At 65.0% G+C, this 25,366-nt stretch carries 27 protein-coding genes; 9 read left to right on the top strand and 18 right to left on the bottom strand.

Translation table 11 applies throughout. From position 1 onward, the window contains the following. Nucleotides 1-18: 18 nt before the first annotated feature. The 8 genes from BN60_RS07220 to BN60_RS07185 all read right to left on the bottom strand — a co-directional run bounded on the left by BN60_RS07220 (nucleotide 19) and on the right by BN60_RS07185 (nucleotide 7,858). Nucleotides 19-1,254 (bottom strand): metal-dependent hydrolase family protein, encoded by a 1,236-nt coding sequence (locus BN60_RS07220; RefSeq protein WP_020695340.1) that lies wholly within the window; start codon nucleotides 1,252-1,254, stop codon nucleotides 19-21. A gap of 67 nt (nucleotides 1,255-1,321) precedes the next feature. After that, nucleotides 1,322-1,918 (bottom strand): tetratricopeptide repeat protein, encoded by a 597-nt coding sequence (locus BN60_RS07215; RefSeq protein WP_051150099.1) that lies wholly within the window; start codon nucleotides 1,916-1,918, stop codon nucleotides 1,322-1,324. A gap of 21 nt (nucleotides 1,919-1,939) precedes the next feature. Then, nucleotides 1,940-3,259, bottom strand: a complete 1,320-nt coding sequence (glcF, locus tag BN60_RS07210) for a glycolate oxidase subunit GlcF (protein WP_020695339.1) — start codon at nucleotides 3,257-3,259, stop codon at nucleotides 1,940-1,942. 2 nt (nucleotides 3,260-3,261) lie between these two features. Continuing rightward, the gene (glcE, locus tag BN60_RS07205; RefSeq protein ID WP_020695338.1) at nucleotides 3,262-4,431 is read right to left on the bottom strand and encodes a glycolate oxidase subunit GlcE; all 1,170 of its coding nucleotides are present in this window, start codon (nucleotides 4,429-4,431) and stop codon (nucleotides 3,262-3,264) included. A 3-nt stretch (nucleotides 4,432-4,434) separates the two neighbouring features. Further along, nucleotides 4,435-5,922 (bottom strand): FAD-linked oxidase C-terminal domain-containing protein, encoded by a 1,488-nt coding sequence (locus BN60_RS07200; RefSeq protein WP_020695337.1) that lies wholly within the window; start codon nucleotides 5,920-5,922, stop codon nucleotides 4,435-4,437. A 91-nt stretch (nucleotides 5,923-6,013) separates the two neighbouring features. Then, nucleotides 6,014-6,139 carry a type B 50S ribosomal protein L36 gene (gene ykgO / locus BN60_RS07195; protein ID WP_020695336.1) on the bottom strand — a complete coding sequence of 42 codons (126 nt, stop codon included), beginning with the start codon at nucleotides 6,137-6,139 and terminating at the stop codon, nucleotides 6,014-6,016. Nucleotides 6,140-6,369: 230 nt separating this feature from the next. Then, the gene (locus tag BN60_RS07190) at nucleotides 6,370-6,975 is read right to left on the bottom strand and encodes a UdgX family uracil-DNA binding protein (protein ID WP_020695335.1); all 606 of its coding nucleotides are present in this window, start codon (nucleotides 6,973-6,975) and stop codon (nucleotides 6,370-6,372) included. Nucleotides 6,976-6,982: 7 nt separating this feature from the next. After that, the gene (locus BN60_RS07185; protein ID WP_020695334.1) at nucleotides 6,983-7,858 is read right to left on the bottom strand and encodes a DUF72 domain-containing protein; all 876 of its coding nucleotides are present in this window, start codon (nucleotides 7,856-7,858) and stop codon (nucleotides 6,983-6,985) included. 90 nt (nucleotides 7,859-7,948) lie between these two features. Between BN60_RS07185 and BN60_RS07180 the strand changes: the two genes are divergently transcribed. After that, entirely contained in the window at nucleotides 7,949-8,374 is a 426-nt protein-coding gene (locus tag BN60_RS07180; RefSeq protein WP_020695333.1) for a GlcG/HbpS family heme-binding protein, read from the top strand. A 14-nt stretch (nucleotides 8,375-8,388) separates the two neighbouring features. Here the strand turns inward: BN60_RS07180 and BN60_RS07175 are convergent, their stop codons facing one another. The 4 genes from BN60_RS07175 to BN60_RS07160 form a co-directional block, all read right to left on the bottom strand. After that, on the bottom strand, nucleotides 8,389-8,838 hold the full coding sequence (locus BN60_RS07175) for a MaoC/PaaZ C-terminal domain-containing protein (protein WP_020695332.1): 450 nt from the start codon (nucleotides 8,836-8,838) through the stop codon (nucleotides 8,389-8,391). Nucleotides 8,839-8,935: 97 nt separating this feature from the next. Next, a complete protein-coding gene (clpS, locus tag BN60_RS07170) occupies nucleotides 8,936-9,241 on the bottom strand; it encodes an ATP-dependent Clp protease adapter ClpS (protein ID WP_020695331.1) in 306 nt (101 codons plus the stop codon). 23 nt (nucleotides 9,242-9,264) lie between these two features. After that, nucleotides 9,265-10,704 (bottom strand): 4-hydroxyphenylacetate 3-hydroxylase family protein, encoded by a 1,440-nt coding sequence (locus BN60_RS07165; RefSeq protein ID WP_020695330.1) that lies wholly within the window; start codon nucleotides 10,702-10,704, stop codon nucleotides 9,265-9,267. A 74-nt stretch (nucleotides 10,705-10,778) separates the two neighbouring features. Then, the gene (locus tag BN60_RS07160) at nucleotides 10,779-11,375 is read right to left on the bottom strand and encodes a glutathione S-transferase N-terminal domain-containing protein (RefSeq protein ID WP_020695329.1); all 597 of its coding nucleotides are present in this window, start codon (nucleotides 11,373-11,375) and stop codon (nucleotides 10,779-10,781) included. A 64-nt stretch (nucleotides 11,376-11,439) separates the two neighbouring features. On the opposite strand from BN60_RS07160, the gene BN60_RS07155 reads away from it, so the two are divergent. Continuing rightward, on the top strand, nucleotides 11,440-12,279 hold the full coding sequence (locus tag BN60_RS07155) for a TauD/TfdA dioxygenase family protein (protein ID WP_020695328.1): 840 nt from the start codon (nucleotides 11,440-11,442) through the stop codon (nucleotides 12,277-12,279). Here the strand turns inward: BN60_RS07155 and BN60_RS07150 are convergent. The 3 genes from BN60_RS07150 to BN60_RS07140 are packed head-to-tail and all read right to left on the bottom strand — an operon-like array spanning nucleotide 12,276 to nucleotide 16,151. After that, entirely contained in the window at nucleotides 12,276-13,334 is a 1,059-nt protein-coding gene (locus tag BN60_RS07150) for an ABC transporter ATP-binding protein (RefSeq protein WP_043285012.1), read from the bottom strand. The two genes, BN60_RS07155 and BN60_RS07150, sit on opposite strands and share 4 nt — an antisense overlap. Nucleotides 13,335-13,336: 2 nt before the next feature. Continuing rightward, entirely contained in the window at nucleotides 13,337-15,028 is a 1,692-nt protein-coding gene (locus BN60_RS07145) for an ABC transporter permease (protein ID WP_020695326.1), read from the bottom strand. Nucleotides 15,029-15,056: 28 nt separating this feature from the next. Then, complete coding sequence (locus tag BN60_RS07140) at nucleotides 15,057-16,151, bottom strand: ABC transporter substrate-binding protein (RefSeq protein ID WP_043283714.1); 1,095 nt, start codon at nucleotides 16,149-16,151, stop codon at nucleotides 15,057-15,059. Nucleotides 16,152-16,388: 237 nt separating this feature from the next. Here BN60_RS07140 and BN60_RS07135 point away from each other — a divergent pair, with 237 nt between their 5' ends. Continuing rightward, complete coding sequence (locus BN60_RS07135; RefSeq protein ID WP_020695324.1) at nucleotides 16,389-17,990, top strand: AMP-binding protein; 1,602 nt, start codon at nucleotides 16,389-16,391, stop codon at nucleotides 17,988-17,990. A gap of 40 nt (nucleotides 17,991-18,030) precedes the next feature. Further along, a complete protein-coding gene (locus tag BN60_RS07130; RefSeq protein ID WP_020695323.1) occupies nucleotides 18,031-18,420 on the top strand; it encodes a RidA family protein in 390 nt (129 codons plus the stop codon). On the opposite strand, the gene BN60_RS28665 is transcribed toward BN60_RS07130, so the two are convergent. Genes BN60_RS28665 through BN60_RS07115 form a run of 3 tightly spaced genes read right to left on the bottom strand, consistent with a single transcriptional unit; the run spans nucleotide 18,417 to nucleotide 20,923 of the window. Beyond that, entirely contained in the window at nucleotides 18,417-19,181 is a 765-nt protein-coding gene (locus BN60_RS28665) for a C13 family peptidase (protein ID WP_020695322.1), read from the bottom strand. The two genes, BN60_RS07130 and BN60_RS28665, sit on opposite strands and share 4 nt — an antisense overlap. A gap of 33 nt (nucleotides 19,182-19,214) precedes the next feature. Beyond that, nucleotides 19,215-19,880, bottom strand: coding sequence for a TetR/AcrR family transcriptional regulator (locus tag BN60_RS07120; protein ID WP_083855994.1), 666 nt, complete (start codon nucleotides 19,878-19,880; stop codon nucleotides 19,215-19,217). After that, on the bottom strand, nucleotides 19,877-20,923 hold the full coding sequence (locus BN60_RS07115) for a phosphotransferase (protein ID WP_020695320.1): 1,047 nt from the start codon (nucleotides 20,921-20,923) through the stop codon (nucleotides 19,877-19,879). The genes BN60_RS07120 and BN60_RS07115 overlap by 4 nt, the downstream gene beginning before the upstream one ends. Nucleotides 20,924-21,043: 120 nt before the next feature. On the opposite strand from BN60_RS07115, the gene BN60_RS07110 reads away from it, so the two are divergent. The 5 genes from BN60_RS07110 (at nucleotide 21,044) to BN60_RS07090 (ending at nucleotide 25,295) form a co-directional block, all read left to right on the top strand. Then, the gene (locus tag BN60_RS07110) at nucleotides 21,044-21,859 is read left to right on the top strand and encodes a sulfite exporter TauE/SafE family protein (RefSeq protein ID WP_020695319.1); all 816 of its coding nucleotides are present in this window, start codon (nucleotides 21,044-21,046) and stop codon (nucleotides 21,857-21,859) included. Between the two features lie 130 nt (nucleotides 21,860-21,989). Then, complete coding sequence (locus BN60_RS07105; RefSeq protein ID WP_177324776.1) at nucleotides 21,990-22,439, top strand: tripartite tricarboxylate transporter TctB family protein; 450 nt, start codon at nucleotides 21,990-21,992, stop codon at nucleotides 22,437-22,439. Between the two features lies 1 nt (nucleotide 22,440). Further along, nucleotides 22,441-23,946, top strand: a complete 1,506-nt coding sequence (locus tag BN60_RS07100) for a tripartite tricarboxylate transporter permease (protein WP_020695317.1) — start codon at nucleotides 22,441-22,443, stop codon at nucleotides 23,944-23,946. A gap of 27 nt (nucleotides 23,947-23,973) precedes the next feature. Beyond that, entirely contained in the window at nucleotides 23,974-24,942 is a 969-nt protein-coding gene (locus tag BN60_RS07095; protein ID WP_020695316.1) for a hydroxymethylglutaryl-CoA lyase, read from the top strand. Then, on the top strand, nucleotides 24,939-25,295 hold the full coding sequence (locus tag BN60_RS07090) for a cupin domain-containing protein (RefSeq protein WP_020695315.1): 357 nt from the start codon (nucleotides 24,939-24,941) through the stop codon (nucleotides 25,293-25,295). Before BN60_RS07095 ends, BN60_RS07090 begins: the two co-directional genes overlap by 4 nt. Nucleotides 25,296-25,366 lie beyond the last annotated feature (71 nt).

Raw genomic sequence — 25,366 nt, 5'->3', positions numbered from 1 at the left:
ATCGCCGATGCCTGCGCCCTACTCGGCCGCGACGCGCGTAGCCTGCGCGGCAAAAGCCGCACGATTGTCCTTCGCGACGATGCCGCGCTTCACCACCATCCGGTGGTTCTCCTTGCGGGCGGCCCGCTTGATGTCGGCCAGCGCATCGCCGTCGCACACCACGAAATCGGCAATGTTGCCTTCCTTGATACGGCCATGGTCGCTAAGCCGCATCAGGTCGGCGGCGCTGGCGGTGGCGAAGAACAGCGAGTCGCGCGCCGAGATGCCGATGTCGCACATGAATTCGAGCTCGCGTGCATTCTCGCCGTGACGATTGTGCGGCGTCCCCGCATCAGTGCCCATCGCGATACGACCGCCGGCCGAATAATACATCTTGGTCGCCTCGATGTGACGATCGTAGACGCGCCGGCTCTTCTCGATCACGTAGTCGGGAATCGAGCGGTCGCCGTCGTCGTAGCCCTTGAGGATGTTCTTCACGGCAGCCAGCGTGGGCACCAGCCACACGCCGCGTTCCTTCATCTCGCGACAGCATTCTTCGTCCATGAAGATGCCGTGCTCGATGGAATCGATGCCGCCCCGCACGGCGTTCAGGATGCCGAGCGCGCCCTGGGCGTGGCTGGCGCAGCACTTGTGGAAGCGATGGGCCTCGCTGATGCCGGCCTTCATCTCTTCGGGGCTGTAGTGTGCGTCTTCCGGATTGACGCCGGGCGTCATCACGCCGCCGGTCGCCATGATCTTCACCAGGTCGGAGCCGGCATGGACCTGCTCGCGCACCGCCTTCACCACCTCGTCGATACCGTCAGCAACGCGGCCGGTACGATTGCCGTGACCGCCCGTCATGCAGATCATGCGGCCGGCGCAGCGCATGGTCGGCCCCAGGAAGCGGCCGGCATTCATGGCGTCGCGAATGGCGAACTCAATATAGTCCTTGCCGCCGCAGTCGCGCACCGCGGTGATGCCGCCTTCGAGCGTGCGCTGCATGAATTCCATGCCGCGCACCGTGATCTGCGCCGCGCTCAGCCGGTCCTGCACCGCGCCGGGATTGCCCTCGGCGCCGGACAGCGAATGGACGTGGCAGTCGATGATGCCGGGAATCAGCGTGCCGCCCGACGTGTCGACCCGCTGGCCGGCAAACCCCTTGAACTCGCCCACGGGTGCGACGCGCTTGATGCGGCCGCCCTCTTCCAGCACCGCCTGCCCGTCTTGCACCTTCTCGCCGTCGAACAGGCGTCCGCCGACATACAACGTGGCCATTTCCTACTCCCTCGGAAAAGATGGTCCGGCAATGTGCATCCGGGTTGTTGACGCGGCAAGCGCGGCGCTAGCGTCCGGCAGTACGTTCCCCGCAATCCAGCGGATTCGACGGCGCGTCGCCCCCCAGCGCCCGCAGACGCGCGATTTCACCATCTATGCCCTGAATGTGCGGATTGTACTTGCGCGCCAGTTCGAAGGCCGCGATCGCCCGGCCGTTCTCGCCCATCTCCGCGCGGATCATCCCGAGACCCGAATAGGCGCCGAAGTGGCGCGGTTCGCGCTTCACCGTCTCGCAGATGTCCGCCAGCGATCCCGTGAAGTTGCCCATCAGCCAGTGCACGGTCGCGCGCTTGTTCCAGGCTTCCGGCAGGTCGGGGGCGATTGCAATCAATTGCGTGAACGTCTCGACGGCCGACTGGAAGTCGCGCTGCTGCATTTCCGCCACGCCGCGCAACATCAGCTCGCGTTGATTCGCATCGGGAACCATCGTCCACTGTTCCCAGATCGCCGCTTCCAGCGCCTGGATAGCCGACGGATCTGTGGCGGATTGCAGCTTGGCGAACAGGGTATCGAGCATGGTGTTGCTCCCCGGGCTCTGTGCCAGCACGTTCGCTCCCAGCATCAGGCCGATCAGGGCGGCAAGGCAAGAGCGAAGGAGCGTCATGGCGCCTCTGGTTGATGGCGTCTAACGAAAGGCGGCTGGCCTCGGTCCCCCGGTCGCCCAGTCCAGCAGCTCGACCGTATGAGCGATCGGGATGCCAGTGCCTGCCGCGATATTGCCGATGCAGCCGAAATTGCCGGCGGCGATCACGTCGGGTTTCACGCTTTCGATATTCGCCACCTTGCGGTTGCGCAGGCGGCGCGACAGCTCGGGCTGCAGCACCTGATAAGTGCCGGCCCAGCCACAGCAAAGATGGCCTTCGGGCACGTCCTTCACGACGAAGCCCGCGTCGCGCAGCAGCTTCTTGGGCGGTTCGATGACCCGCTGCCCGTGCTGCATCGAGCAGGCCGCATGATAGGCGACGGTGAGTTTCTGCGGCGTCACGTTCACGAGACCGACTTCGGCCATGACCTCGCTCACGTCCTTGGCAAGCCGGGCGACCTGCAGCGCCTTCTCGTGCCACTCCGGCTCGTCGGCCAGCATGTTGCCGTAATCCTTCACCGTCGTGCCGCAGCCCGAGGCATTGATCACGATGGCATCGAGGCCAGCGCCGTCCATCTCGCGCAGCCACGCGGTGATGTTGCGCTTGGCAAGTTCGATGGCCTCCTCGTTGCGGCCGACATGCAGCACCGAGGAACCGCAGCACCCGGAGCCCGCGACATTCACCACTTCGATATCGTGGCGCGTCAGCAACCGTACCGTTGCCTCGTTCACCTCGGGCGCAAGCACCTGCTGACCGCAGCCCGGCATCAAGGCCACCCGCTTGCGGCGCAACCCCTTGGCCGGAAAGGTCTGTGGGCGGTCAACGGGCGACGGTGACGCCAGCCTGTCCGGCACGGCCTCCAGCATGGCGCGCAGACGGCGCAGGAAGGTAGCGCCGCCGGCATCGCTGCTCGTCGACGGCAGAACTAGCGTCAATGGCTTGGCAAGCCGCCCCAGGATCATGGCCCAGCGGAAGAGACCGGGCCGTGGCATCAGATAGGCCAGGACATTGCGCATCAGCCGGTCGGGCAACGAGCGTTTGTAGCTTTCCTCGATGCGATGCCGGCCATGATCGACCAGATGCATGTAGTTCACGCCCGAGGGACAGGTCGTCATGCACGACAGGCACGACAGGCAGCGGTCGACGTGCCGCACCTCTTGCGTTGTAGGCGCCCGATCCCCCTCGAGCATCGCCTTGATGAGATAGATGCGGCCGCGCGGACTGTCGCGCTCGTCGCCCAGCAGCACGAAGGTCGGACAGGTTGCCGTACAGAATCCGCAATGAACGCACTTACGCAGGATCTGCTCGCTGCGGGCGGTCTCAGGGTCGGCAAGCTGCGCCAGGGTGAAATTGGTCTGCATGATCAGCCCATCCGCCCCGGATTGAAGAGCCCCTTGGGATCGAAGCTCTCCTTTACGCGCGCCGACAGCGCCGCCAAGGCCGGCGGCAGCGGCTGGAACACGGGGACTGCCGCCCGCACGGCTTCGGGAGCGCGGATCAGCGTCGCGTGACCGCCAGCTGCCCCAATGGCCCCGCGCACCAGGACATGGTCGGCATCGGCGCTGGCCGGCAGCGCCAGCCAGATCATGCCGCCGGACCAGTCATAGAAGGCTTCGGCGGCGCGGCATCCGGCGCGGATCCTCGCCACGATGGCCGGCCCTTCGGTTGGCGGACAGGAGATCTTCCAGACGACATCGTTTGCCGCGGCCTTGAGCGGTGCCACATCGCGGACCTCGCGCCAATAGGTGCGGCTTTCGAGCGTGCCGAGTTCCTCCATCCGGGCGCCGCTATCGGCCAACAGCTCGCGCAAGCCCTTAAGACGTGCCTCGACCGAGGGCGCCACGCCTTCTATGCGCAGCGCCGTCCTGCCCGGCAGATGCGCCGCTCCCGAAACCTCGTGCGGGCTGCCCATGGCCGCGCACATCGCCTGCACGGCCGCCTCGTCGGCGAGCCCCAGCAGAAGGAGCGTGCGGGTCTGATCGGGCGCCGGCAGCACCTTCACCGACACTTCGTCGAGCACGGCCAGGGTGCCCCAGGAGCCGGCGATGACTTTGGAGAGGTCGTAGCCGGTGACGTTCTTCATCACCTTGCCGCCGGACTTGAACGCCTCGCCGCGCCCGTTGACGCCGTTGAAGCCCAGGAGATGATCGCGCGCCGCGCCGGCCGAGAGGCGGCGCGGACCGGCGAGATTGCCCATCACGGCACCGACGAGCGTCCCCTCGCCGGCCGGCCGGCCCAGCAGCGGACCAAGGTCGGGCGGCTCAAAGGCCAGCATCTGGTTACGTTGCGCCAACAGCGCTTCGATATCCTTGAGTGGCGTGCCGGCACGCAGGGTCACCACCAGCTCCTCGGGCGCATAGTCGACCACGCCGGAGAGGCCCGAGAGATCGAGCACCTGATCGCAGACCATCGGCTTGCCGAGGGCAAGCTTGGCGCCACTGCCGCGAACGTCGAGCGTCGCCCCCTCGTTCAGCGCCCATTCCACCGCCTGCCGCAACTCCTTCGAGTCGCGCGGCTTGATCGTGCTTGTCATTTCTTAGAACCGCGGAATGTCGGGGAACGGGATCTTGTTTTGCGTCACGACCAGCCGGCCAAGTTCGGCGCAACGCCGCAGCTTGGGGAATACCTTGCCGGGATTGAGCAGGTGGTCGGGATCGAAGGCGCATTTCACGCGCATCTGCTGATCGAGGTCGATCTCGGTGAACTGCTCGCCCATCAGGTCGCGCTTCTCGATGCCCACGCCGTGCTCGCCGGTCAGCACGCCGCCGACCCGCACGCAGAGCCGCAGGATATCCGCGCCGAACTCCTCGCAACGGCGCAGCTCGTCGGGGTCGTTGGCGTCGAACAGGATCAGCGGATGAAGATTGCCGTCGCCGGCATGGAAGACGTTGACGACGCGCAGGCCGTGCTGCTTCGACATCCGGCGCATCTCGGCCAGCACCTCGACCAGCTTGCCGCGCGGCACCGAGCCGTCGAGGCACATATAGTCCGGCGAGATCTGACCGACGGCCGGGAAGGCCGCCTTGCGGCCCGCCCAGAACAGCACCCTCTCCTGCTCGTCGTTGCTCACGCGCACGGTCGTGGCGCCGCGGCTGCGGGCGATCTCGGCGACGCGGTCGACCAGATAGTCGACCTCGACCGACGGGCCATCGAGTTCGACGATCAGCAGCCCCTCGGCATCGAGCGGATAGCCGGCACCGACATAGGCCTCGGCGCACTTCACGGCATCCTTATCCATCATCTCCATGCCGCCCGGGATGATGCCGGAGGCGATGACGGCAGCGACGCAGTCGGCGGCGCCGGCCTCGGTCGGAAAGCCCAGCAGAACAGCGCGCGCCGTCGCGGGCTTGCGCAGCAGGCGCACCGTCACTTCGGTGACGACGCCCAGCAACCCTTCGGAGCCGGTCATCAGACCGAGCAGGTCATAGCCGCCGGCGTCGAGATGCTTGCCGCCCAGCCGAACGACCTCGCCGGTCATCAGCACCATTTCGATGCCGAGCAGGTTGTTGGTGGTGAGGCCATATTTCAGGCAGTGCACGCCGCCGGAATTCTCCGCGACATTGCCGCCGATCGAGCAGGCGATCTGCGAACTGGGATCGGGTGCGTAGTAGAAGCCCTCGTGCTCGACCGCCTTGGTGATGCCGAGGTTGGTGACGCCGGGCTGCACCCGGGCGCAGCGGTTGGCGTAGTCGATTTCGAGCACGCGGTTGAACTTGCCGAGGCCCAGCAGAATCGCATCGCCCACCGGCATGGAGCCGCCGGACAGCGACGTGCCGGCGCCGCGCGGGACGACCTTGACCTTGTTGTCCTGGCAATAGCGCAGGATGGCGGAGACCTGATCGACCGTCTCGGGCAGGACCACGACCAGCGGCATCTGGCGATAGGCCGACAGCGCGTCGCACTCGTAGGGACGCATGCCGTCGAGATCGTCGATCACACCCTCGCCGGGCACGATGGCACGCAACGCCGAGACAATTTCTGAACGACGAGAGAGGATGGCGGGATCGAGCGGCGGCATCTGCATGCTTCGCTCATACGCCAAATGAAAAAGCGGCGGAAGCCAAAGGCCTCCGCCGCTTTGTTCATGAAGACGCGAACCGCGTTCAGCCGGCCGGTTAGCCCTGGCGAGCCTTGAAGCGCGGGTTGGTCTTGTTGATCACGTAAACGCGGCCCTTACGGCGCACGATGCGGCAGTCCTTGTGACGGGCCTTCACCGACTTGAGAGAATGACGGATCTTCATGGTCCTAACTCAACAAAAAGCCCCGGCCGAGCCGGGGGAATTCCGAAAGCGGGCGGAAAATACGGACCAGAGCCCGATCCGTCAACCCGTTGTTTTCACGTTGGTTTTCCACCCAGCCTGTCCTGTCCCAGGGACCGCCTTTCCAAGCCGAAAAGGGCAGATTCGTCAATATTTAGAGGGACTTAGGTCGCAGGCCAAGACGGAGGACGGCGACCAGCGGAACTCGCGGACTAACTTGCGGACAGCTGCTTCGCCATTCTCAGGTCCTTGACCAAGGTAGAGAATCCCGCGCGGCGTGCCGCCTCGTCGGGCATACGCAGGATCGCCGAAGGATGGGTCGCCACCATTCCACGCCGACCATCGGGCAGTTCGAGCACCCGGCCCCGTTCGCGCGACAACACGATCGTCCGTCGCCCCGTCAGGCTCTGCGCCGCCGTGACGCCCAGCGCAAGGATGAGCTGCGGGCGTACCAGGGAGATCTCCTTGTCGATCCAGACCTTGCAGACTTCGGTTTCGTAGCGGTTCGGCCGCTTGTGCAGCCGTTTCTTGCCTCGCGGCTCGTTCTTGAAGTGCTTCACCGCATTGGTGAGGTAGACCTTTTCGCGATCGATTCCCGCTGCTGCCAACGCACGATCGAGTACCTTGCCTGCCGGGCCGACGAAGGGTCGGCCCGCCCGATCCTCCTGATCGCCCGGCTGTTCGCCCACCATCATGATCGCCGCGCCAACCGGACCTTCGCCGAACACGGTCTGCGTCGCATGGCGGTAAAGCGGACAACGCGTGCAAGCCGCGGCTTCCTTCGCGGTGCGCTTGAGCTGTGCAGCTCGCCCCTTCATGCTCTCCTCACCGCGCGTCCAGCAACCGGGCCAGGGCCCGGGCATCGTTCGGCGCCTGCAGCTTGTCCGTATTGTCGAAGTAGACATAGACGTCGCGCGGCATCGACCGCTTTGGCGGCGGCCCCGCAAAGTCGCCATCGCGCATCGGCTTGCCGTCCCGCCAGGCACGAACGCGCTTGGCCCAGCGCTCCAGCTCCTTCCTACGGTAAGCGCTGCGATAGAGTTCACGCGAGCCGTGCAGCCGGCAGTAGACGAAGTCCGCCGTCAGATCCATGAGCAGCGGCCATTCGACCGTGTCGGCGCACACCAGAGCGACCTTGTACTCGCGCAGCAGGGCAATGAAAGCCGGATCCCGAAAACTCTCGTGACGTATCTCCATGGCATGCCGAATCGGCCATCGCCTGGCCGGCCGCAGCCAGGCTCTCGCCTTCAAACGATGATCGTGACGGCGCCCCAAGGTAGCGGCCGTCTCCGTGTCGTGCGGCAACAACTTCAGGAACGCCTCGATCGTCGGCGCATCGAAGCGAAAGCTCGGCGGAAACTGCCAGAGAAGCGGCCCGAGCTTGGCCCCCAGCCGCAGCAATCCCGAGGCCATGAAGTTGGCCAGGGGCGCGGTCGGTTCGCGCAGACGTTTTATATGCGTGAGGAAACGCGGCCCCTTCACCGCGAAGACGAAATCATCCGGCGTCTCTTCGGCCCATCGTGCGAAGGCATCAGGCCGCTGCATGCCGTAGAAAGTGCCGTTGATCTCGATGCTGCGAAACACGGAAGCTGCGAAGGCCAGCTCTCTCTTGCGCGGCAGCTTCTCCGGGTAGAACCGGCCGCGCCAAGGCGCGTAGGTCCAGCCCGAAATGCCGATGCGGATCTTCGCCGCCCGAGCCATCGTTCCATCCGTTCCCGTAGAGGCCGACAAGCAACGGGCATTCCGGAGCGGAGTTCCTGCTACAGTCTCGCCTCGCACAAGGAGACCTCCATGCCGTCACTCACGCTCGCCCAGGCCAACAGGATCGTGGAAGCCGCCCTCGCCAAGGCGCGCGAGATGAAGATCAAGCCTCTGGCCGTGGCGGTGCTCGATTCCTCAGGCCATCTGAAGTCGCTGCAGCGCGAGGACGAGGCCAGCATGTTCCGGGTCGACGTCGCCATAGGCAAGGCGTGGGCCGCCGTCGGCATGGGCGCCTCCAGCCGCACGCTGCTGGCCCGCGCCAAGGAGAACCCGCAATTCTACGGCGCGCTGGCGGCGACGGCGCAGGGCAAGTTCCTGCCGCAGACCGGCGCGGTGCTGATCAAGGACGCCGCCGGCGCCATATTGGGCGCGGCTGGCGCCAGCGGTGGCACAGGCGACGAGGACGAAGCCGCCTGCATTGCCGGCATCGAGGCGGCCGGGCTTACGGCAGGATAAAACCTCGGGACACCTTAGGGCCGGGCTTGCGCCGGCCGGAGACGAAGGAGGACGTCGAGGACCAGGACCAGCACGACCTTGCCCTCACCGTCGGTCAGCTCCGTCCTGAAGATCGCGACGGCGTCGCGGCGCTCCGGTCGGAGGGTGATCTTCTGGACCTCTGATCGGCCCGTAAGCTTCGTGCCCGGGCGGACCGGCGCCGGCAGCCGGACCTCGATGCTGCGGCCCACGATCGCCGCAACTTTCGACCAGACCGCCTCCACGATGAGCCGCTGGTAGATCGCGATCGTATTGAACCCGCTGGCGATCAGTCCGCCGAAAGGTCCGGCCGCCGCGGCTTCGGGATCGGTATGGATCGGCACAGGATCGTACTGCCGCGCGAACTGCAGGATCTCCGCTTCGCTGATGGTGTATTCGCCGAGTTGGAACTGCTGACCTTCGGCGAGGTCTTCTGCATACAACATTGCTTCTTCTCTCATCCGTGCGCGGCGGGTCGCTACTCCCATCGTTCATCGCACATCTCGCGACGGCAATAACCTTGCAGGTAATCCCCTTGGAAACCTATTCCTCCGGCTCGGTGCTGAACTCGAGCGGATGACCGGCGCTGCGGCCCATGTCGTTGGCCTCGGTGGTCTTGGATTCGGCGATGTCGCGCGTGTAGGTCGCGACCACGCAAGCGCCGAGCTGATGGGCCGTCATCATGACGCGGTAGGACTGCTCCTCGGTCATGCGGAACACGGCCTTCAGCACCACGACCACGAATTCGCGCGGCGTGTAGTCGTCGTTGAGAAGGATGACCTTGTAGAGCGGCGGCTGCTTGGTCTTGGTCCGCTCCACTACCTGCGGCTTGGTGTCGATATCGCTCATCGGCCCCTCCTCCGCCCTGTCTATTAATACTCCTCGTCGAGAAAGCGTTGCACCAGCCGGTCGGCGCGGCTGCGGTCGGTGAATTGCAGGTGCCGTGCCAGGTTGCGCGTCGACGAGGCAAGGTAGAAGCGCTCGTACTGTTCGTTGCGGCTGGCCAGCGCGCTGCCGGCAAAGTCCCAGGCCAGCCGGAAGACGCGGATGCGCTCCTCGGCCGCCATGCCCTTGGCGCCGGGCAGGTAACGGTCGATCAGCGGCCGCAGGTCGGGATCGGCGAGCTGGGCCGCGGTCGGGGCCGCCAGAAGATTGTGCGAGCCGATCAGACGCAGGATCTCGTTCACCCGCGGGAACCACAGCGGCAGGGTGGCCCGCAGGGCGTGCAGCGGACGGATGCCGCAGGTCCAAAGGCCGGTCGGCCATTCCTTCGCCTCGGCCTCGGCCGCCACGATGGCCGCGCGCGTGAACTCGGCATAGGTCCAGATTTCACCGATCAGGCGTTGCGTCTCGGGATCGACGGCGTTGATCGACGCCGCCATGCGCAACGCCAGCCCCCAGGCGAAGTCGAGCTTGGTCCAGGCCCGGATCATGGTCTGCTGCATGATGTTGGGCTGCCAGCTCGAGGTCATCACCGTGTTGTAGGTGGCGAGGTTGCAGTCGACGAACAGCCGGTCGCGCGGCACCTCGACATCGTCGAAGATCACGAATGCGTCCTGTTCGTCGAACCGGCCGGACAGCGGATGGTCGAAACGATTGCCGGGCGCCGACATCGAATCGCGGCAGAGAAACTTGAGCCCCGGCGTGCCCATCGGCACGCAGAAGGAAAGCGCATAGTCGTCGGCACCCTGTGGCAGCGGCGCCGCGGGATAGACCGCGATCTCGTCGGCGAACGGCGCCAGCGTGGCCAGCACCCGCGCGCCGCGCACGACGATGCCGTGTTCCGTCTCGCCCACCTTGCGCAGCGCATGGGCGTTGCCGGCCGAGGGCGCGTCGCCGGCCGCCTTGTCGACGGTCGGCTGCACGATGGTGTGCGTCAGCGCAATGTCGCCGCGGCGCAGCAGCTTCTGGTAGGCAATCAGCCGCTCCGCTCCAAATTCGTTGCCGTTGGTGCCCCATTCGTCCGGCCGTCCAGCGAAGCCCGCATAGGTCACGTTCATGTAGTCGGGAGTCCGGCCCATCAGGCCGACCGAATATTCGGCGACCTGACGCAGCGCCCGGTGCCGTCGCGCCAGGTCGTCGCGTGACCGTGGGATCAAATGGCTGACAGGGATCGCCTCGCCGGTCTCGGGATCGGCGGCGAGGCAGATGTCGGCGTGCTTGTGATGGAGATCGTAGACCTCGGCCAGGGCGTGGGCGGCGCCCCGCAGCTTGGGATGGTCGACGACGTCGGCGATGCGTTCGCCGTCGACCCAGACTTCACGACTGCCGCGAAGCCCCTCCAGGAATTGCTCGCCTGTCCGTGCCGGCATGTCCGCCCCCGACGTCGCCCGATGCCTGCACCTAGTCTAGCGCAAAGAACCGGCGGCGGACGATCGGCCGCCAATTATCCTTTTGGCATCGTCTCCGCGAGCGGCGGCAGCATCACGACCTTGGCGTACCAGGCGTCGAGTTTCGGATGGCCGGGCCGCCACGGCTCGTTGGCGAAGCGGAAATCGAGATAGCCCAGCGCGCAGCCGACGGCGATTTCGCCGATCGTCTTCAGCTCGCCGAACGACGCCGCTTCCTTCTCGAGCGCGTCGATGGCGCGGCTCACCTTGCCGCGCTGCAGGTCGATATAGGCCTTGCGGCCGTCGTCCTGCGGTAGCGCGATCTCGCGGCGACGCGGCTGGCTCGCATCCATGATGCCGTCGCCCAGCGCCTGCTGACGCAACGCATTCCAACGCGCCGGACCTGCATCCGGGAAAAGCCTGGCCGCGCTGCCGACGCTGTCGAGATACTCGCAGATCACCGGACTGTCGTAGAGCATCATGCCATCGTCGGTGACGAAGCTCGGCACCTTGGACAGAGGATTGAACGGCAGCAGGGCCGGATCGGTCGTGCCCACGGTCCAGCGTTCGATCTTGTCGTTGAGGCCGCGGGCAATCGCGCAAGCCATGACCTTGCGGACATACGGACTTGCAGCGGAATAGGCGATCTTCATGGGGTTCCCTCTTGTCCTTGCTGGGATCGGCGCGCACGCTACCCCGGCGTATGGGAGCAACGCCATGAATTTCCAAACCGAAAAGCTCGGTGGCCATATGGCGGCGGCGGTGAGCGGTGTGGATCTCAATCGCCTGCCGGATGCCGCGACGCAGCAAGCACTGATCGACGTGCTGCACGACAATCTTGTGCTCTGCATCCGCGGCCAGCACCTCGAACCGCGTGCTTTCCTCGATGCCATGTCGCGGTTCGGAATGCCGATGCTGCGCAAACAACTCGCCAGCACGCCCGAATGCGCCGAGGTCAACATCATCTCGAGTGAAGATCGCGACGTGCTGGGCGACGGCAAGAAGATCGTGAACGGCGCCAACTGGCACACCGACGACAGCTTCATGCGAGAGCCCTGCTCGCTCACCATGCTCTACGGCGTGATGGTACCGTCTCGCGGCGGCGACACGCAGTTCACCAACATGTACGCCGCCTACAGCGACCTTCCAGCCGAAACCCGGGCGCGCATCGATCCGCTGAAGGTGATCCACAAATACAGTTCGAGCCGGAAGCTCAGCCGCATCTCGACACGACCCGACGAGGAAATGGCCGCCATGCCGGAGGCGACGCATCCTCTGGTACGCACGCATCCCGAAACGCGGCGCAAGTCCCTCTATCTCAATCCCAACCGCATGGAACAGGTTGTCGGGCTCGACCGCGCCGAGAGCGACCGTCTGCTCGACGAGCTGATCGCCCACGCCACGCAGCCGAAATACCAGTACCGCCATGTCTGGCGTCGGGGCGACATCGTGATCTGGGACAATCGCTGCACCATGCACAAGGCCAACGCCGACTACCCCGAAAGCGAACGGCGCCTGATGCACCGGGTCATTGTCGCCGGTACCGAGCCGTTCTAGGCCTCAAGCAGAACGCAGTGCTCCGGCGAGAAAGACAGCGTTACGTCGGCGCCTTCGGATAGAAGATTCACGGGCGGCCGGCGCACGATCAGCGCACCCACGGCACTGTCGATGACGTACTGCACGAAATCGCCATGGAACAGACGCTGCCGCACCTTGCCCGGCACATGGTTGTCGCCGGACCGCGGTTCGAGATCGATATAGGCGGTGCGGACGGCGACTTCGTTCTCCTTGCCGTGCGGCTCATGCGGCGCCATGACCTTCAGCGTCGGGCCGCCTTCGACGGCAAACAGCCCCTCGCCCACCGATTTGCCCTTGATCAGGTTGGCCGAGCCCACGAAGTCGGCGACGAAGCGACTGCGCGGCTTGTTGTAGATCTCCTCCGGTGTGCCGATCTGCTCGATCACGCCCACATTCATCACGATCACGCGGTCGGAGATCGCGAGCGCCTCCTCCTGGTCGTGGGTGACGTAGACCGACGTGATGCCGAGCCGTCGTTGCAGTTGCCGCAACTCGACCCGCATCTCCGCGCGAAGCTTGGCGTCGAGGTTGGAGAGCGGCTCGTCGAACAGCACGACGGTCGGCGAAAAGGCGATGGCGCGGGCCAGCGCCACCCGTTGCTGCTGGCCGCCCGACAGCTTCGAGGCGCCGCGGTCGGCAAGATGGCGCATCTGCACCAGGTCGAGGGCGCGCTCGACATTGGCCTTGATCTCCTCGGCGCCGAGCTTTCGGACCCGCAGGCCGTAAGCGACGTTGTCGAACACCGTCATGTGTGGCCACACGGCATAGGACTGGAACACCATGGAGACGCCGCGCTGCTCGGTATGGACATTCTTGCGCTGCGAGGAGTCGTACATCGTCTGGCCGTCGATGCTGATCCTGCCACCCGAGGGGGATTCCAAGCCGGCGACGGCGCGCAGGGTCGTGGTCTTGCCGCAGCCTGACGGGCCAAGCAGCGTCAGGTGTTCGCCGCGACCGACCGTGAAGCTCACGCCATTCACCGCCACCTGATCGCCGTAGCGCACGACCAGATCCTTGACTTCGATACGCGTCACGCTCACTGCAGCTCCTTGGTCATGCCGCGCGCCACGCGGAACAGAATGATCAACGCCACGATCACCGTGAAAGTCTGGATCAACGCCATCGCTGCGGTAAGTTCCGTGCCGCTGGTGGCGAAGGCGTTGACGATCGACGGCGCGATCACCTTGGCGTTGGGGCCCATCAGGAAAGCCGAGGCACCGAGTTCGCGCACGCAGGCCATGAAGATCAGCAGCCACGCGGCCAGGATGCCGGGCTTGAGCAACGGCAAGGTGACGGTGCGCATCTGGTAGCCCCACGAGGCGCCGCAGACCCGCGCGCACTCCTCCAGACTCTTGTCGATCTGCAGCACCACGCCGGCCAGCGTGCGCACACCGAGCGGCAGCATCACCGTGAAATAGGCCAGCGCCAGCAGCCACAGAGTGCCGTAGAGGCCGACCGGGATGTTGAGCCACGCCCACAACAGAGCCAGGCCGAACACAAGGCGCGGCACCGCCTGCGGGAACATGACGAGATACTCGATCGCCCCGCGACCGCGCAGATTGGATCGGTAGATGATCCAGACCAGCAACGCCATGATCGCCACGCCCACCGTGGCGACGCCCAGGCCCAGCATGATGCTGTTGAACAGCGCCGTGCGTACCGGACCCAGCGACAGCGCCACCTCGTAGTTGGCAAGCGTCCATTGCGCTTGGTCGAGGAGCACAGTGGCGAAGCGCTGCAGCGAGGTCATCAGGAGCGCCGCGATCGGAAAGACCACCGCCAGCGCCACATAAAGCGCACAGACGCTGAACAGCACCCAGGCGAACCGCCCCATATCCATCGGCCGGGGCCGGAACGCCTTGCCGGTGATGGTGGCGAAGCTGCCGCGGCCGATGACGCGGCGGTAGAAGGTCAGCATGCCGAACATGACGACAAACAGCGAAAGGCCCATCGCCGAGGCACGGCCATAGTCCGGCGGATAGGCGAGCGTCGAATCCCAGATCGCCGTGGTGATGACATAGATGCGACCGGGAATGCCCAGCACCAGGGCGGCAGCAAACGAACCCAGCATCTCGGCGAAGACGAACAGCATGGCCCCCAGCACGCCGGGCATGACCAGCGGCAGCGTGACGGTCAGCATCGTGCGGAGCTTCGAGGCCCCCATGACGCGCGCCGATTCCTCGAGCGCGGGATCCATCGACTTCATCGACGCCGAGATCATGACGAAGGCCACCGTGCCCTCGAACAGCGCCATCACCCAGGCGATGCCGAAGTGGGTGTAGATGTCCGCGATATCCCCGGTGCCGCCAAGCGCCTTCCAGATCTGGTTGAGGAAGCCGCTCTTGGGGCCGGCGATCACCGCCCAGGCGAGCGCGCCGACCAGCGGCGTCATATAGTACGGCAGCTCCATCAGCCGCTCGAGCTTCTCGCGCCCGGGCACGTTGGTGCGGGTCAGGATCCAGGCGAGCGTGAAGCCGATCAGGATGGCCATCACCGTGGCCATCACGGCGATGACGACCGTGTTCCACACGGTCTTGAAGTCCTCCTCGAGAATCGCGATGTAGTTGGCGAGGCCGAATTCGACCGGCGGGAACGCCATGGGGTCGCCGACGTTCAGCGACTCCTCGACCAGGAATACCATCGGCAGCAGGACCAGGAAGCCGACGATCGCGAGGACCGCCAGCGTCGTCAGGGCCTGCCCGTTGATACGAGGGCGCAGAACGCCCATCGGTCCGTCAGCCAATGCCTAGCGCCCCTTAGCGCCCAGTGCCGACGATGCGGTTCCACTCCTTGGCGAAAGTCGGACGGTCCTTCTCGAAGGCCTCCCAGTCGGCCGGCGAGAGCAGCTTCATCTTGCTCAGCGGCACGGTATCGCTGCCACCCGGCGGCGGCACGTCCGCCCGCGGCGAGTGGAGCAGCAGCGCTTCCGCCAGGGCCTTCTGGCCGACCGGCGACAGGAACCAGTCCATGAACAGTTCGGCAGCGTTGGGATGCGGCGCCTGGTCGACGATACCGTAGGTCTCGGGCACGGCCGGCACGCCGGTTTCCGGGAAGACGAAGGCGAGCGGTGCGCCTTTAGCCTTGAACTCGATGTAGCCCGAGTACTGCGCGCCCATGATGATCTTGTCCTGCCCGTCGACCAGCCGGCCGTACTGCTGGACGTAGGAATCGAAGGCGCGCGGCTTCTGTTCGCCGAACTTCTTGAAATACTCGCCGCCCAGGATCGGCAACAGCATGTACCAGACGCCGTGCTGCAGGCCCGAGTTCGACACCTTGACGTTGATCGAGTCCTTCCACTTCGGGTCGAGCAGGTCTTCCCACTTCTTGGGCGCCTCCGCCGCCGACACCTGGTTGGGATTGTAGGCGATGCCCGCCATGATGACCGAGCCCCAGGTCCAGAACCCTTCCGGCTGGCTCTTGGCCTCCTTGGGGAAGAACTGCATCTCGGGCGAGACGTACTGGCGGAAGCCGCCCTTGCGCTGGAAGTCCAGGATCATGCCCATGTCGGAGATCTGGATGACATCGACGAGATAGGACTTGGCCTGACGCTCCGAAAGCACCTTGGCGTAGAGCGCGCCGGCCTGCAGGCGGACGTAGCTCGTCTTGATCTTGGGAAACACCTTGTTGAAGGCGGCCAGCAGCTTGACTTGGCCCTGCTCCGGATCGGTTGAATAAAGGGTGAAGGCACCTTCGGCTTCCGCCTTGGCGATGTCGGCGCAGGTCTTGAAGCCTTCCATCTGTTGCGGCTTGTCGCAAACCTTGGGTTTGTTCTGGGCTTGAGCGTTGGCGGGCGACCATCCGGCCCAGGCGACGGCGCAAAGCACCGCGGCAACAGCAGCAACCGTCTTCATGATTTCCTCCGGATGCATTCTTGTTGCACGGAGCGTAACGGTGGCTGTCTGGAGGTTCAATCTTTCGATTCAGTCGTCGCGTGCATAGGCTGACGTGTCCGTCACCTAACTGGCCGCGATGTCGGCCGCGAACGCCGTGCGATCTCGCCTAGCCTGATTTGACAGCGATGTCGGCGACACCTGGGTCAAGTTCATGACGCTTGAGATGAAACTCTCTTCCGCTAGTCTCCGCGCCGCATGCCACTTACCCATCCTGCTGCCGACCTGTGGACGCTGATTGCCGGCATCGCCGACGAAACGCCCCAGGCACCGGCTCTTATTCATGGCGATCGGGTGCTGAGCTTCGCGGAGCTGGTCGACAGCGCCGCGCGGGCCGCTCAGGGCCTGGCCGACCTGGGCGTCGGTCCGGGCGACCGGGTCGCGCTCTGGCTGCCCAATACACCCGCCTACCCCCTTCTCTTGTTCGCTTGCGCGCGGCTGGGCGCCATCGCCGTTGCCGTCAACACACGCTATCGCGCGGTCGAAGTGGCGGACATCGTCGAGCGCTCGGGAGCCAAGGTACTGGCCTGCGCGCCGGGCTTCCGCAGCATCGACTTTCTCGCGATCCTCGCCGACATCGATCCCCACGCCCTCGACAGGCTCCGCGCCCTCGTGACAGTCGGCGACGAACCCGCGTCGATACCGCCCGCGATCGAACGTCTGCGGCGCGTACCCTTCGAGCGGCTGCTGACACGTCCGCGGCTTGCGGCGAATCACGCACGGCCCAGCGCACCCTGCAACATCTTCACCACGTCGGGCACGACGAGCGCGCCCAAGTTCGTCCTGCACCGCCAGGGCGCCATAACCGGCCACGCCCAGCAAGTCGCGCGCGTCTTCGGCTTGGCAGCACCCGAGACGATCTCGCTCTCCATCCTGCCGCTCTGCGGCGTCTTCGGCTTCAATCAGACGATGGCGACCCTGGCCGCCGGCAAGCCCTGCGTGCTGGTCGAGTCCTACGAGATTGCCGAGATCGCGCGTCTCATCGAACGACACCGACCGACCACCATGTTCGGCAGCGACGATATGTACGCCCGCCTGCTCGATGTCGTGCCGGGCGACTTACCCTTTCCGTCGATCAAGTGGGCCGGTTACGCTGCCTTCAATGCGGCCCTCAACGATCTGCCCGAAAGGGCTGAGCGACGCGGCCTTCGGCTCAGTGGCCTCTATGGCATGAGTGAAGTGCAGGCCCTCTACGCCCTCCAGCCCCCCGATTCGGCGGTGGCCGACCGCAAGAAAGGCGGCGGCGTGCCGACCTCGCCGCTGGCGCACATCCGCGTGCGCGACCCCGAGAGTGGCGAGCTGCTCGGCGTCGGTCAGCCCGGCGCGCTGGAATGCGCCGGCCCGTCGTTGATGGCCGGCTACTACGGCAACGAAAAAGCCACCGCCGAGACCGTCACGGCCGACGGCTATGTCCGCACGGGCGACCTCGCCGAGCTCGATGGCCGCGGCGGCTTCACGTTCCTCAGCCGCATGGGCGACGTGCTGCGGCTCTCGGGCTTCCTGGTGAATCCGCTCGAGATCGAAACCCATCTGCAGAAGCTGCCCGGCATCACGGGCTGCCAGACCATCGCCGTCGCCCGTCCCGACGGCGTGCGCGCCGTTTCCTTCGTGATCCTGGCGCCCGGCACGAGCCTCGACGAGGCCGCCGCAATCGCACACTGCAGGCACGGCCTCGCCGGCTACAAGGTCCCGCTACGCGTCTTCGCGATCGACGATTTCCCCAAGACGCCGTCGCCCAACGGCTTCAAGATCCAGCGCAACAGGCTGCGGGACATGGCCCTGGAACGTTTGAAGGGCTGAAGCGGCACCCGTTCGGAACGACAAATCGAGGGAGAGAACGATGGCCAAGCGCAAAAGCGTCAACTACCCGGGCTATACCCACCAGAACCCGATCCCCAACGCCAGCCGCATCGGCAACATCGTGATGTCGAGCATCATGAACGGCACCGAGCCCGGAACGCGCAACGTGCCGTCGGATCTCGCCAGCCAGGTCGTCAACATCTTCAAGCACATCAAGCTCTGCGTCGAAGCTGCAGGCGGCACCCCCGACGACATCATCAAGATCAACTTCTGGATGAAGCAGCCTTCGACCGGCCGCGCCGCGCTGAACGACGAATGGGTGAAGATGTTCCCCGACGAGGCGTCGCGGCCGGCGCGTCACACGTTGCAACTCTCCGGCGACAGCCCGCACCAGGTGACCTGCGACTTCACCGCCGTGATCGGCGGCTAGCGGCCGGGGAGTCTCAGACCCGAGACCGACGGGCCGATGAAATTCTGCGGCTTCGAGGGTCGATCGATCCCCATTTGCTTCTCCAAGCCTGCAACACAGGATTGCGTCGCCTGGGCAAGCCCTGCCCAGGTCGAGACACCATCGAACTGCTGCAGCAGGCATTGGTCGTAGTAGGTGAACTGATCGTCCGCGCCGCAGCCGAAGCTCACGCGGTCGGAGGCCGCCGCCGTCAGCACGATGCGATTGGGCTGACGCATTGCCCGGGTCAAGAAGATGCCGCTGTGGCAAGCCGAGACGATGACGACCGTCGGTCGTGCACTACAACCGGCATCGAGCGCATTGTTCAGCGCGCTGGGCTCCAGCAAGCCGTTGGCGGCCTTGAGCGCGACGCCGCTTTCGAGGCCATGGCTGGTGACAAACACCAGACAGGCTTGTCCGCTGCCGCTGCGCAGCGCCGACGAAATGTTCGCCGTGCTCGCCACCTTTGCCGACGGATTGCGGTCGGGATCGGAAGTAAGGACATGCATGTCGCGCACGCCACGTGCCGCCAGCTTGTCGCGCAGCGCATCGATGCCGTTGTCGAAAGCCGGGCTGTTGTTCTCGCCGGCGATCAGGACGGCACGCCAGCCTGGCGCCGGGATCGAGAGCGGCTGGGCAGGAGCCGAATTGCTTTGGGTCGACGGCGGCGTGCCGGTCGCCTCGGGCGTGCAGGCAACCATGGTTCCAACGATCGCAATCAAAGCCGCGATGCGCAGCCTCATGCCCGATACTCCTATGATCAGACTCAAGCGAACTTACGTCGGCGGGAATGGTTGCGCGCCGACCATGCGCAAGGCCATGTCGGCGTAGAGGTTGGCCATCTGCTCCTCGGTCAGATCGCCGCCGGGACCATACCACATGGAGACGTGGGTGCATTGGTCGAGGAGCGCCATGGCAATCGTCTTGAGATCGTTCCTGCCGTCGACCTGTGGCGGCTCGAAGACGCCGCGCTTCACGCCGTCGACGAAGATCGAGACCAGGATGTCGCGAATGGCGCGGCGGCTGCGGCGGATATCGGCAACGCGTTCACCGTCCAGCCAGCCGATCTCGCGGTTGGCGACCAGCGCCTCGACCCTGAGGCGACAATGCCGCATCACATAGATGCGTACGAAGGCTGCGAGCTTGGCGCGGGGATCGTCGCCCGCCCCGGCGACGGCCTGCTTGCATTGCCGCTCCAGCTCGCTCTGCGTCGACGTGATGATGTCGTGCAGCAGCTCGTCTTTCGACTTGAAGTGGTTGTAGAGCGCGCCCTGCGTGAGACCGCAGGCCTTCATGATATCGCGAACCGTCACCACCGGATAACCGCGCTCGGCGAACTGAGCGAAGGCAGCCGCGCGGATCGCCTCGACAGGCGCGCGCGATTCCCGCTCCACGACAGGAGATGCCTCGACCTCCTCCCGCCCTGGCTTGCGCCTGGTCATCGGGCACCCCCGGCGATCTGCTCGACGATGCTCCACGCCAGTTCGGCCGGGGGGCGCACCATCTTGCCCGATTCGGCCGCCCGGACGTTGGACGCCGTGCCATCCAGCGAGCGGGCGTAGACGCCCTGGCGGATGCAGGAGACGCGAAAGAGATTGTAGGCGATGTAGAAGTCCCAGAGTTTGGTCTCCGGGATCGGCCGCTTGGAGAGGCTGCAGTAATAGGCCACCATTTCCGCTTCGGTCGGCAGCCCCTGGGCCGCGAGATCGTGGCCCTGCAGGCCTCCCCAGTCCCTGGGCGTTCGCCACAGCATGCAGAGATAGGCCAGCTCGGCCAGCGGATCGCCGAGGGTCGAGATCTCCCAGTCGATGATGCCCAGCACCCGCGGCTCGCTGGCATGGAAGACCATGTTGTCGAGCCGGTAATCGCCATGAACCAGCACGGTCTCGTCGTTCGATGGCAGGTTTGCCGGCAACCAGTCGAGCAGACGATCCATGGCTTCGATCTGCTCGGTTTCGGAGGCTTTGTACTGCTTGCCCCAGCGCGAGATCTGGCGGGCGACGTAGCTTCCCGGCCGGCCGAAATCGCCCAGGCCCACCGCCACATGGTCGACGGCATGCAGGCGAGCCAGCGTTTCGAACTTGGCCTGATAGATTGCCTGCCGCCCCTCCTTGGGAACGTCCGGCAGCAGCGGATCCCACAGCACGCGGCCGTCGCAATACTCCATGATGTAGAAGGCCGTGCCGACGACACTGTCATCCTCGCAGAGCGCATAGGCACGCGGTGTCGGCACATTGGTCCGGTTGAGCGCCGAGATGACGCGGAACTCACGGTCGACGGCATGCGCCGACGGCAGCAGCTTGCCGGGCGGCTTGCGGCGCAGGACATAATGGCGTCCACCGCCGTCGGTCAGCCGATAGGTCGGATTGGACTGCCCGCCCTTGAACTGTTCGACGCGGACCGGGGGCACGAAGCCTTCGACGTTTGCAGACATGAAGCGCCCGAGCGACTGCTCGTCGAAGCGATGCTTCTCCTGCACTTCCATCGTACCGATATATTCCGCGCCTTTTCTTGCCACCCTGCAGCCCCTGAACAGTCATTCATATTGGCCGGGAGTTTGCTCGTCCGAAGGGGTGCATGCAATATCGACCAACGGAGACCCGACGTGGCTGAGCTGATTTCGGCTTATCCCCCAGGCATATGGCTGGCATTGCTGGCGACCGGCCTGATGATCGGCGTCCTGGCCGGCTTGCTGGGCGTCGGTGGCGGCGTGATCGCCGTTCCGGTCCTGCTGGAAGTATTCGAGGCCATCGGCATCGACGGGACGCGGTCGATTTCGCTCGCCGTCGGCACCGCACAGGCCACGATTCTGGTGACGTCCTTCACCGCGACCGCCGCTCACTGGCGCGCAGGCACTGTCGACTGGTTGCTGGTGCGCAACTGGTTGCCGGCGCTGACAATCGGAATTGCACTCGGTCTGATTCTTTCAGCATTCGCTCCAGCCAGATTGCTGACGACGGTTTTTGCCGTGGTCGCGGCCGGGCTTGTTCTCAAGCTGGCCATTGGTGACAGGCTCGTCATCGCACGAGCGTCGCCAGGAGGAATCGCTTCTCAAGCCGCGCCGATCGCGGTCGGTAGCCTCGCTGCCGCGGTTGGCGTGGGTGGTGGAACATTGAGCACACCTGTGCTCACTCTTTTCTCATTTCCACTGAAGCGCGCGATCGGCGCAGGCGCCTTCTTCAATCTTGTGATTTCCCTGCCGGCGACGATCGTTTTTCTCATTGTCGATCACCAAACCGACGGCCGGCCAGTCGATGCGCTGGGCGATGTCGCGTTGTTTTGCGTTGCGGCCCTATCACTCCCCGCGCTCTTTGTCGCGCCTGCGGCGGCTAGATGGTCGGCACGCGCGCCAGTCTCGGTTCTACGGCGCTTGTTTGCTCTTTGCCTGGCCGTCATCGCAGCACGGATGATGTTTCGCTAACTAACTTGGCACTTGAACTGAACTTGGCACTTGGGCAAAGCGGCGAAATTGTGTTTAGTGTTGGTGCAATGGCCCCGTGGGTTCCGGGCCCAACATCACAATGAAGACTGCGCGTATCTGGGAGGCGTCGTTGAATCGATTCCTGAGCAAGGACTTCTTGTCCGGGCTGATGTTCGTTGGTTTCGGCTTGTTAGCCCTGTATTTCGGCCAAAAGCTCGCCTTGGGCACGCCTGTCCGTATGGGCCCTGGCTATGTCCCACGAATGCTCTCCCTCGTCCTTGTCGGGCTGGGGATTCTGATTTGCATCGTTGCTGTAGTTTCGGGCAGCGACCCTGTCGAGAGACCGAAATGGAAGCCCATCACTCTGGTGACCATCGGCATCGTCTGCTTCGCGCTGCTTTTCGAGCGGGCCGGGCTGATCCCGGCCTTGATCGTGCTGATATTGATCGCCTCGCTGGCCAATGAGGAATTCAAGCTCGTCGAGGTGATCGGCAATATGGTGGCTCTCTCCGTGTTGTGCACCCTCGTCTTCAAAGTGGGACTCGGGATGAATATCTCCATCCTGCGTGGGGTGTGGTGACATGGAGCTTTTTGAAAACCTCGCGCTGGGCTTTAGCGTCGCTTTCACTTTCCAGAACCTGATCTATGCGCTGCTGGGCTGCCTCCTCGGCACGCTGATCGGCGTTCTGCCGGGCATCGGCCCTGTGGCGACCATCGCCATGCTGCTGCCGATCACGTTCCACCTGCCGCCGACGGCCTCGCTGATCATGCTGGCCGGCATCTACTACGGCGCCTCATACGGCGGCTCGACGACCTCGATCCTGGTCAACCTGCCAGGCGAATCGGCATCGGTGGTGACGTGTCTCGACGGCTATCAGATGGCGCGCAACGGGCGTGCCGGTGCCGCCTTGTCGATCTCGGCCGTGGGCTCCTTCTTCGCCGGCACCGTCGGCACGGCCATCATCGTGATGTTCGCCGAACCGCTCACGCGGATGGCGCAGAAGTTCGGTCCTGCGGATTACTGCTCGCTGATGGCACTCGGCCTCGTCGCCGCGGTCATCCTGGCCAGCGGCTCGGTGATCAAGGCCATCGCCATGATCTTCCTCGGCCTGCTGTTTGGCCTGGTCGGCACCGACGTCAACACCGGCGCCCAGCGCTTCACCCTGGACATGCCCGAACTCAGCGACGGCATCGACTTCGCGCCGATCGCGATGGGCATCTTCGGCATCGCCGAAATCGTCGTTAACCTCGAGCGACACCTGACGCGCACCGGCGGCACTATCAAGGTGAATTCGCTGTGGCCGACGGCGGAGGAAATCCGCCGCGCCATTCCGGCGGCCTTGCGTGGCACGTTCCTCGGTGCGGCGCTGGGCGTGCTGCCGGGCGGCGGTCCGACGCTGGGTGCGTTCTCCTCCTATACGCTGGAGAAGAAGATCTCGAAGAACCCCAGCCAGTTCGGCAAGGGTGCGGTGGAAGGCGTGGCGGCTCCCGAATCGGCCAACAACGCCGCGGCTCAGACGTCGTTCATCCCGATGCTGACCCTGGGCATCCCGTCCAACGCCGTGATGGCCCTGATGGTCGGCGCCATGATCATCCAGGGTATCCAGCCGGGTCCCGAGGTCATGACCAAGAAGCCGGATCTCTTCTGGGGCATGATTGCCTCGATGTGGATCGGCAACGCCATGCTGGTCATCATCAACCTGCCGATGATCGGCATTTGGGTGAAACTGCTGACGGTGCCGTACCGCTTCCTGGCTCCGGCGATCCTGCTCTTCTGCTGCATCGGCGCGTACAGCCTGCAGAACAGCACCTTCCACGTGATGCAGGTCGCCGTCTTCGGCGTGCTGGGCTACATCTTCGTGCGATTGGGCTGCGAGGGCGCGCCGTTCCTGCTGGGACTGGTGCTGGGACCGCAGATGGAGGAATACTTCCGTCGTGCCATGCTGCTGTCGCGTGGCGATCCGATGGTCTTCCTCGAACGTCCGATCAGCCTCGGCCTGCTCATTACCACGGCCCTGCTGCTGGTGCTGATGGCCTTGCCCAGCTTCAAGAAGGCGCGCGAGGAGGCCTTCCAGGAAGAGGGCTGACCCCCTCTTCCCTCAAGGGAGTAGCAGATGTCCGATTTGCCCAAGCGAGTGTCGATCGACGAGGAAGGCCCTCGCGAGGGCTTTCAATCGGAGAAGAAGGCGATCCCGGTCGCCGACAAGGTCCGCCTTATCGAGGCGCTGGCGGACGCAGGCCTCAAACGCATCGCCTGCGTCTCCTACGTCAATCCCAAGCGTGTACCGACCATGGCCGACGCCGAAGAAGTGGCGACGGCGATCCGGCAGAAGCCCGGCGTGCAGTATGCCGCTCTGTGGCTGAACCAGCAGGGCCTGGAGCGAGCCCTGCGTGGGCCGCTGCATGTTGACGGTGGCGTCAGGGTTACGGCCTCCGACACCTTCTCGCTGAAGAACATCGGCAAGTCCGTACCGGACGCGATGGTCGAGCAGCGCATGTCGCTCAAGACCTTCAAGGACCGCGGCATGCCCGTCGAGTGGGGCATCATCCTCGGCGCCTTCGGCTGCAACTATGAGGGCGAACTTTCGACCGACCTGATCCTGCGGCGTGTCCAGCTCGCGCTCGATGAAGCCGAGCTGGCGGGCTTCACGCTCAAGGGCATCAAGCTCACCGACGCCATGGGTTGGGCAACGCCGCAATCCGTCGAGCGTCTGATCGGCGCCATCCGCAGCAAGTGGCCGGAACTCGAAATCGCCCTCCATCTCCACGACACGCGCGGCACCGGCATGGCGGCGGCCTATGCTGGCCTCCGCCTCGGCGTCACCAAGTTCGACGCCTCGATCGCCGGACTGGGCGGCTGCCCGTTTGCTGCAACCGATGGCGCTGTCGGCAATATCTGCACCGAGGACTTCGCCTTCATGTGCGAAGAGATGGGTATCGACACTGGCCTCGACGTCGAGAAGCTGATCGAGGTCGCCAAGATCGCAGAAGACGTCGTCGGCCGTCCCCTGCCCGGTCACGTCATGCGTGGCGGTACGCTTAAAGCCGCCAAGGCGCGCGGCCGACAGCGGGCTGCCGCGTGACCACCCGCGCGGACGGCGCGACCGTCCCCGACTCGACCTATGTCGACGTCGCAGATGTGCCCTGGCAGCCGACGCGCTTTCCCGGGATCGACTCCAAAGTCCTCATGGAGAACAAGGAGACCGGTCTGTCGACGGTGCTGATGCGCTGGGCGCCCGGCACTCGCCTGCCGAAACATGAGCATGTCGCCATCGAGCAGACTTTCGTCCTCGAAGGCTCTTTCGCCGATCATGCCGGTGTCTGCCGCGCCGGCAACTATGTCTGGCGTCGGGCCGGCAGCCGTCATGATGCCTGGACGGACGAAGGCTGTCTCATGCTTGCGGTCTTCCTGAAGCCCAACACCTTCTTCGATTGAACACCTCCCTCCGAGTTGGCAACATGCTCGGGCGATCGACGCCGGAAACAAGGCGCGACGCAGGGAGGAAA

It is taken from the genome of Reyranella massiliensis 521 (assembly GCF_000312425.1).
GTDB lineage: Bacteria > Pseudomonadota > Alphaproteobacteria > Reyranellales > Reyranellaceae > Reyranella > Reyranella massiliensis.
The sequence above is the reverse complement of the archived record's forward strand: the minus strand, read 5'-3'. Positions and strand labels throughout refer to the sequence as shown.

Coding starts and splice junctions, on each gene's coding strand:
- BN60_RS07220 (WP_020695340.1), bottom strand. CDS start 1,254: ATGGCCACGTTGTATGTCGGCGGACGCCTGTTCGACGGCGAGAAGGTG.
- BN60_RS07215 (WP_051150099.1), bottom strand. CDS start 1,918: ATGACGCTCCTTCGCTCTTGCCTTGCCGCCCTGATCGGCCTGATGCTG.
- glcF (WP_020695339.1), bottom strand. CDS start 3,259: ATGCAGACCAATTTCACCCTGGCGCAGCTTGCCGACCCTGAGACCGCC.
- glcE (WP_020695338.1), bottom strand. CDS start 4,431: ATGACAAGCACGATCAAGCCGCGCGACTCGAAGGAGTTGCGGCAGGCG.
- BN60_RS07200 (WP_020695337.1), bottom strand. CDS start 5,922: ATGCAGATGCCGCCGCTCGATCCCGCCATCCTCTCTCGTCGTTCAGAA.
- ykgO (WP_020695336.1), bottom strand. CDS start 6,139: ATGAAGATCCGTCATTCTCTCAAGTCGGTGAAGGCCCGTCACAAGGAC.
- BN60_RS07190 (WP_020695335.1), bottom strand. CDS start 6,975: ATGAAGGGGCGAGCTGCACAGCTCAAGCGCACCGCGAAGGAAGCCGCG.
- BN60_RS07185 (WP_020695334.1), bottom strand. CDS start 7,858: ATGGCTCGGGCGGCGAAGATCCGCATCGGCATTTCGGGCTGGACCTAC.
- BN60_RS07180 (WP_020695333.1), top strand. CDS start 7,949: ATGCCGTCACTCACGCTCGCCCAGGCCAACAGGATCGTGGAAGCCGCC.
- BN60_RS07175 (WP_020695332.1), bottom strand. CDS start 8,838: ATGTTGTATGCAGAAGACCTCGCCGAAGGTCAGCAGTTCCAACTCGGC.
- clpS (WP_020695331.1), bottom strand. CDS start 9,241: ATGAGCGATATCGACACCAAGCCGCAGGTAGTGGAGCGGACCAAGACC.
- BN60_RS07165 (WP_020695330.1), bottom strand. CDS start 10,704: ATGCCGGCACGGACAGGCGAGCAATTCCTGGAGGGGCTTCGCGGCAGT.
- BN60_RS07160 (WP_020695329.1), bottom strand. CDS start 11,375: ATGAAGATCGCCTATTCCGCTGCAAGTCCGTATGTCCGCAAGGTCATG.
- BN60_RS07155 (WP_020695328.1), top strand. CDS start 11,440: ATGAATTTCCAAACCGAAAAGCTCGGTGGCCATATGGCGGCGGCGGTG.
- BN60_RS07145 (WP_020695326.1), bottom strand. CDS start 15,028: ATGGGCGTTCTGCGCCCTCGTATCAACGGGCAGGCCCTGACGACGCTG.
- BN60_RS07140 (WP_043283714.1), bottom strand. CDS start 16,151: ATGAAGACGGTTGCTGCTGTTGCCGCGGTGCTTTGCGCCGTCGCCTGG.
- BN60_RS07135 (WP_020695324.1), top strand. CDS start 16,389: ATGCCACTTACCCATCCTGCTGCCGACCTGTGGACGCTGATTGCCGGC.
- BN60_RS07130 (WP_020695323.1), top strand. CDS start 18,031: ATGGCCAAGCGCAAAAGCGTCAACTACCCGGGCTATACCCACCAGAAC.
- BN60_RS28665 (WP_020695322.1), bottom strand. CDS start 19,181: ATGAGGCTGCGCATCGCGGCTTTGATTGCGATCGTTGGAACCATGGTT.
- BN60_RS07120 (WP_083855994.1), bottom strand. CDS start 19,880: ATGACCAGGCGCAAGCCAGGGCGGGAGGAGGTCGAGGCATCTCCTGTC.
- BN60_RS07115 (WP_020695320.1), bottom strand. CDS start 20,923: ATGGAAGTGCAGGAGAAGCATCGCTTCGACGAGCAGTCGCTCGGGCGC.
- BN60_RS07100 (WP_020695317.1), top strand. CDS start 22,441: ATGGAGCTTTTTGAAAACCTCGCGCTGGGCTTTAGCGTCGCTTTCACT.
- BN60_RS07095 (WP_020695316.1), top strand. CDS start 23,974: ATGTCCGATTTGCCCAAGCGAGTGTCGATCGACGAGGAAGGCCCTCGC.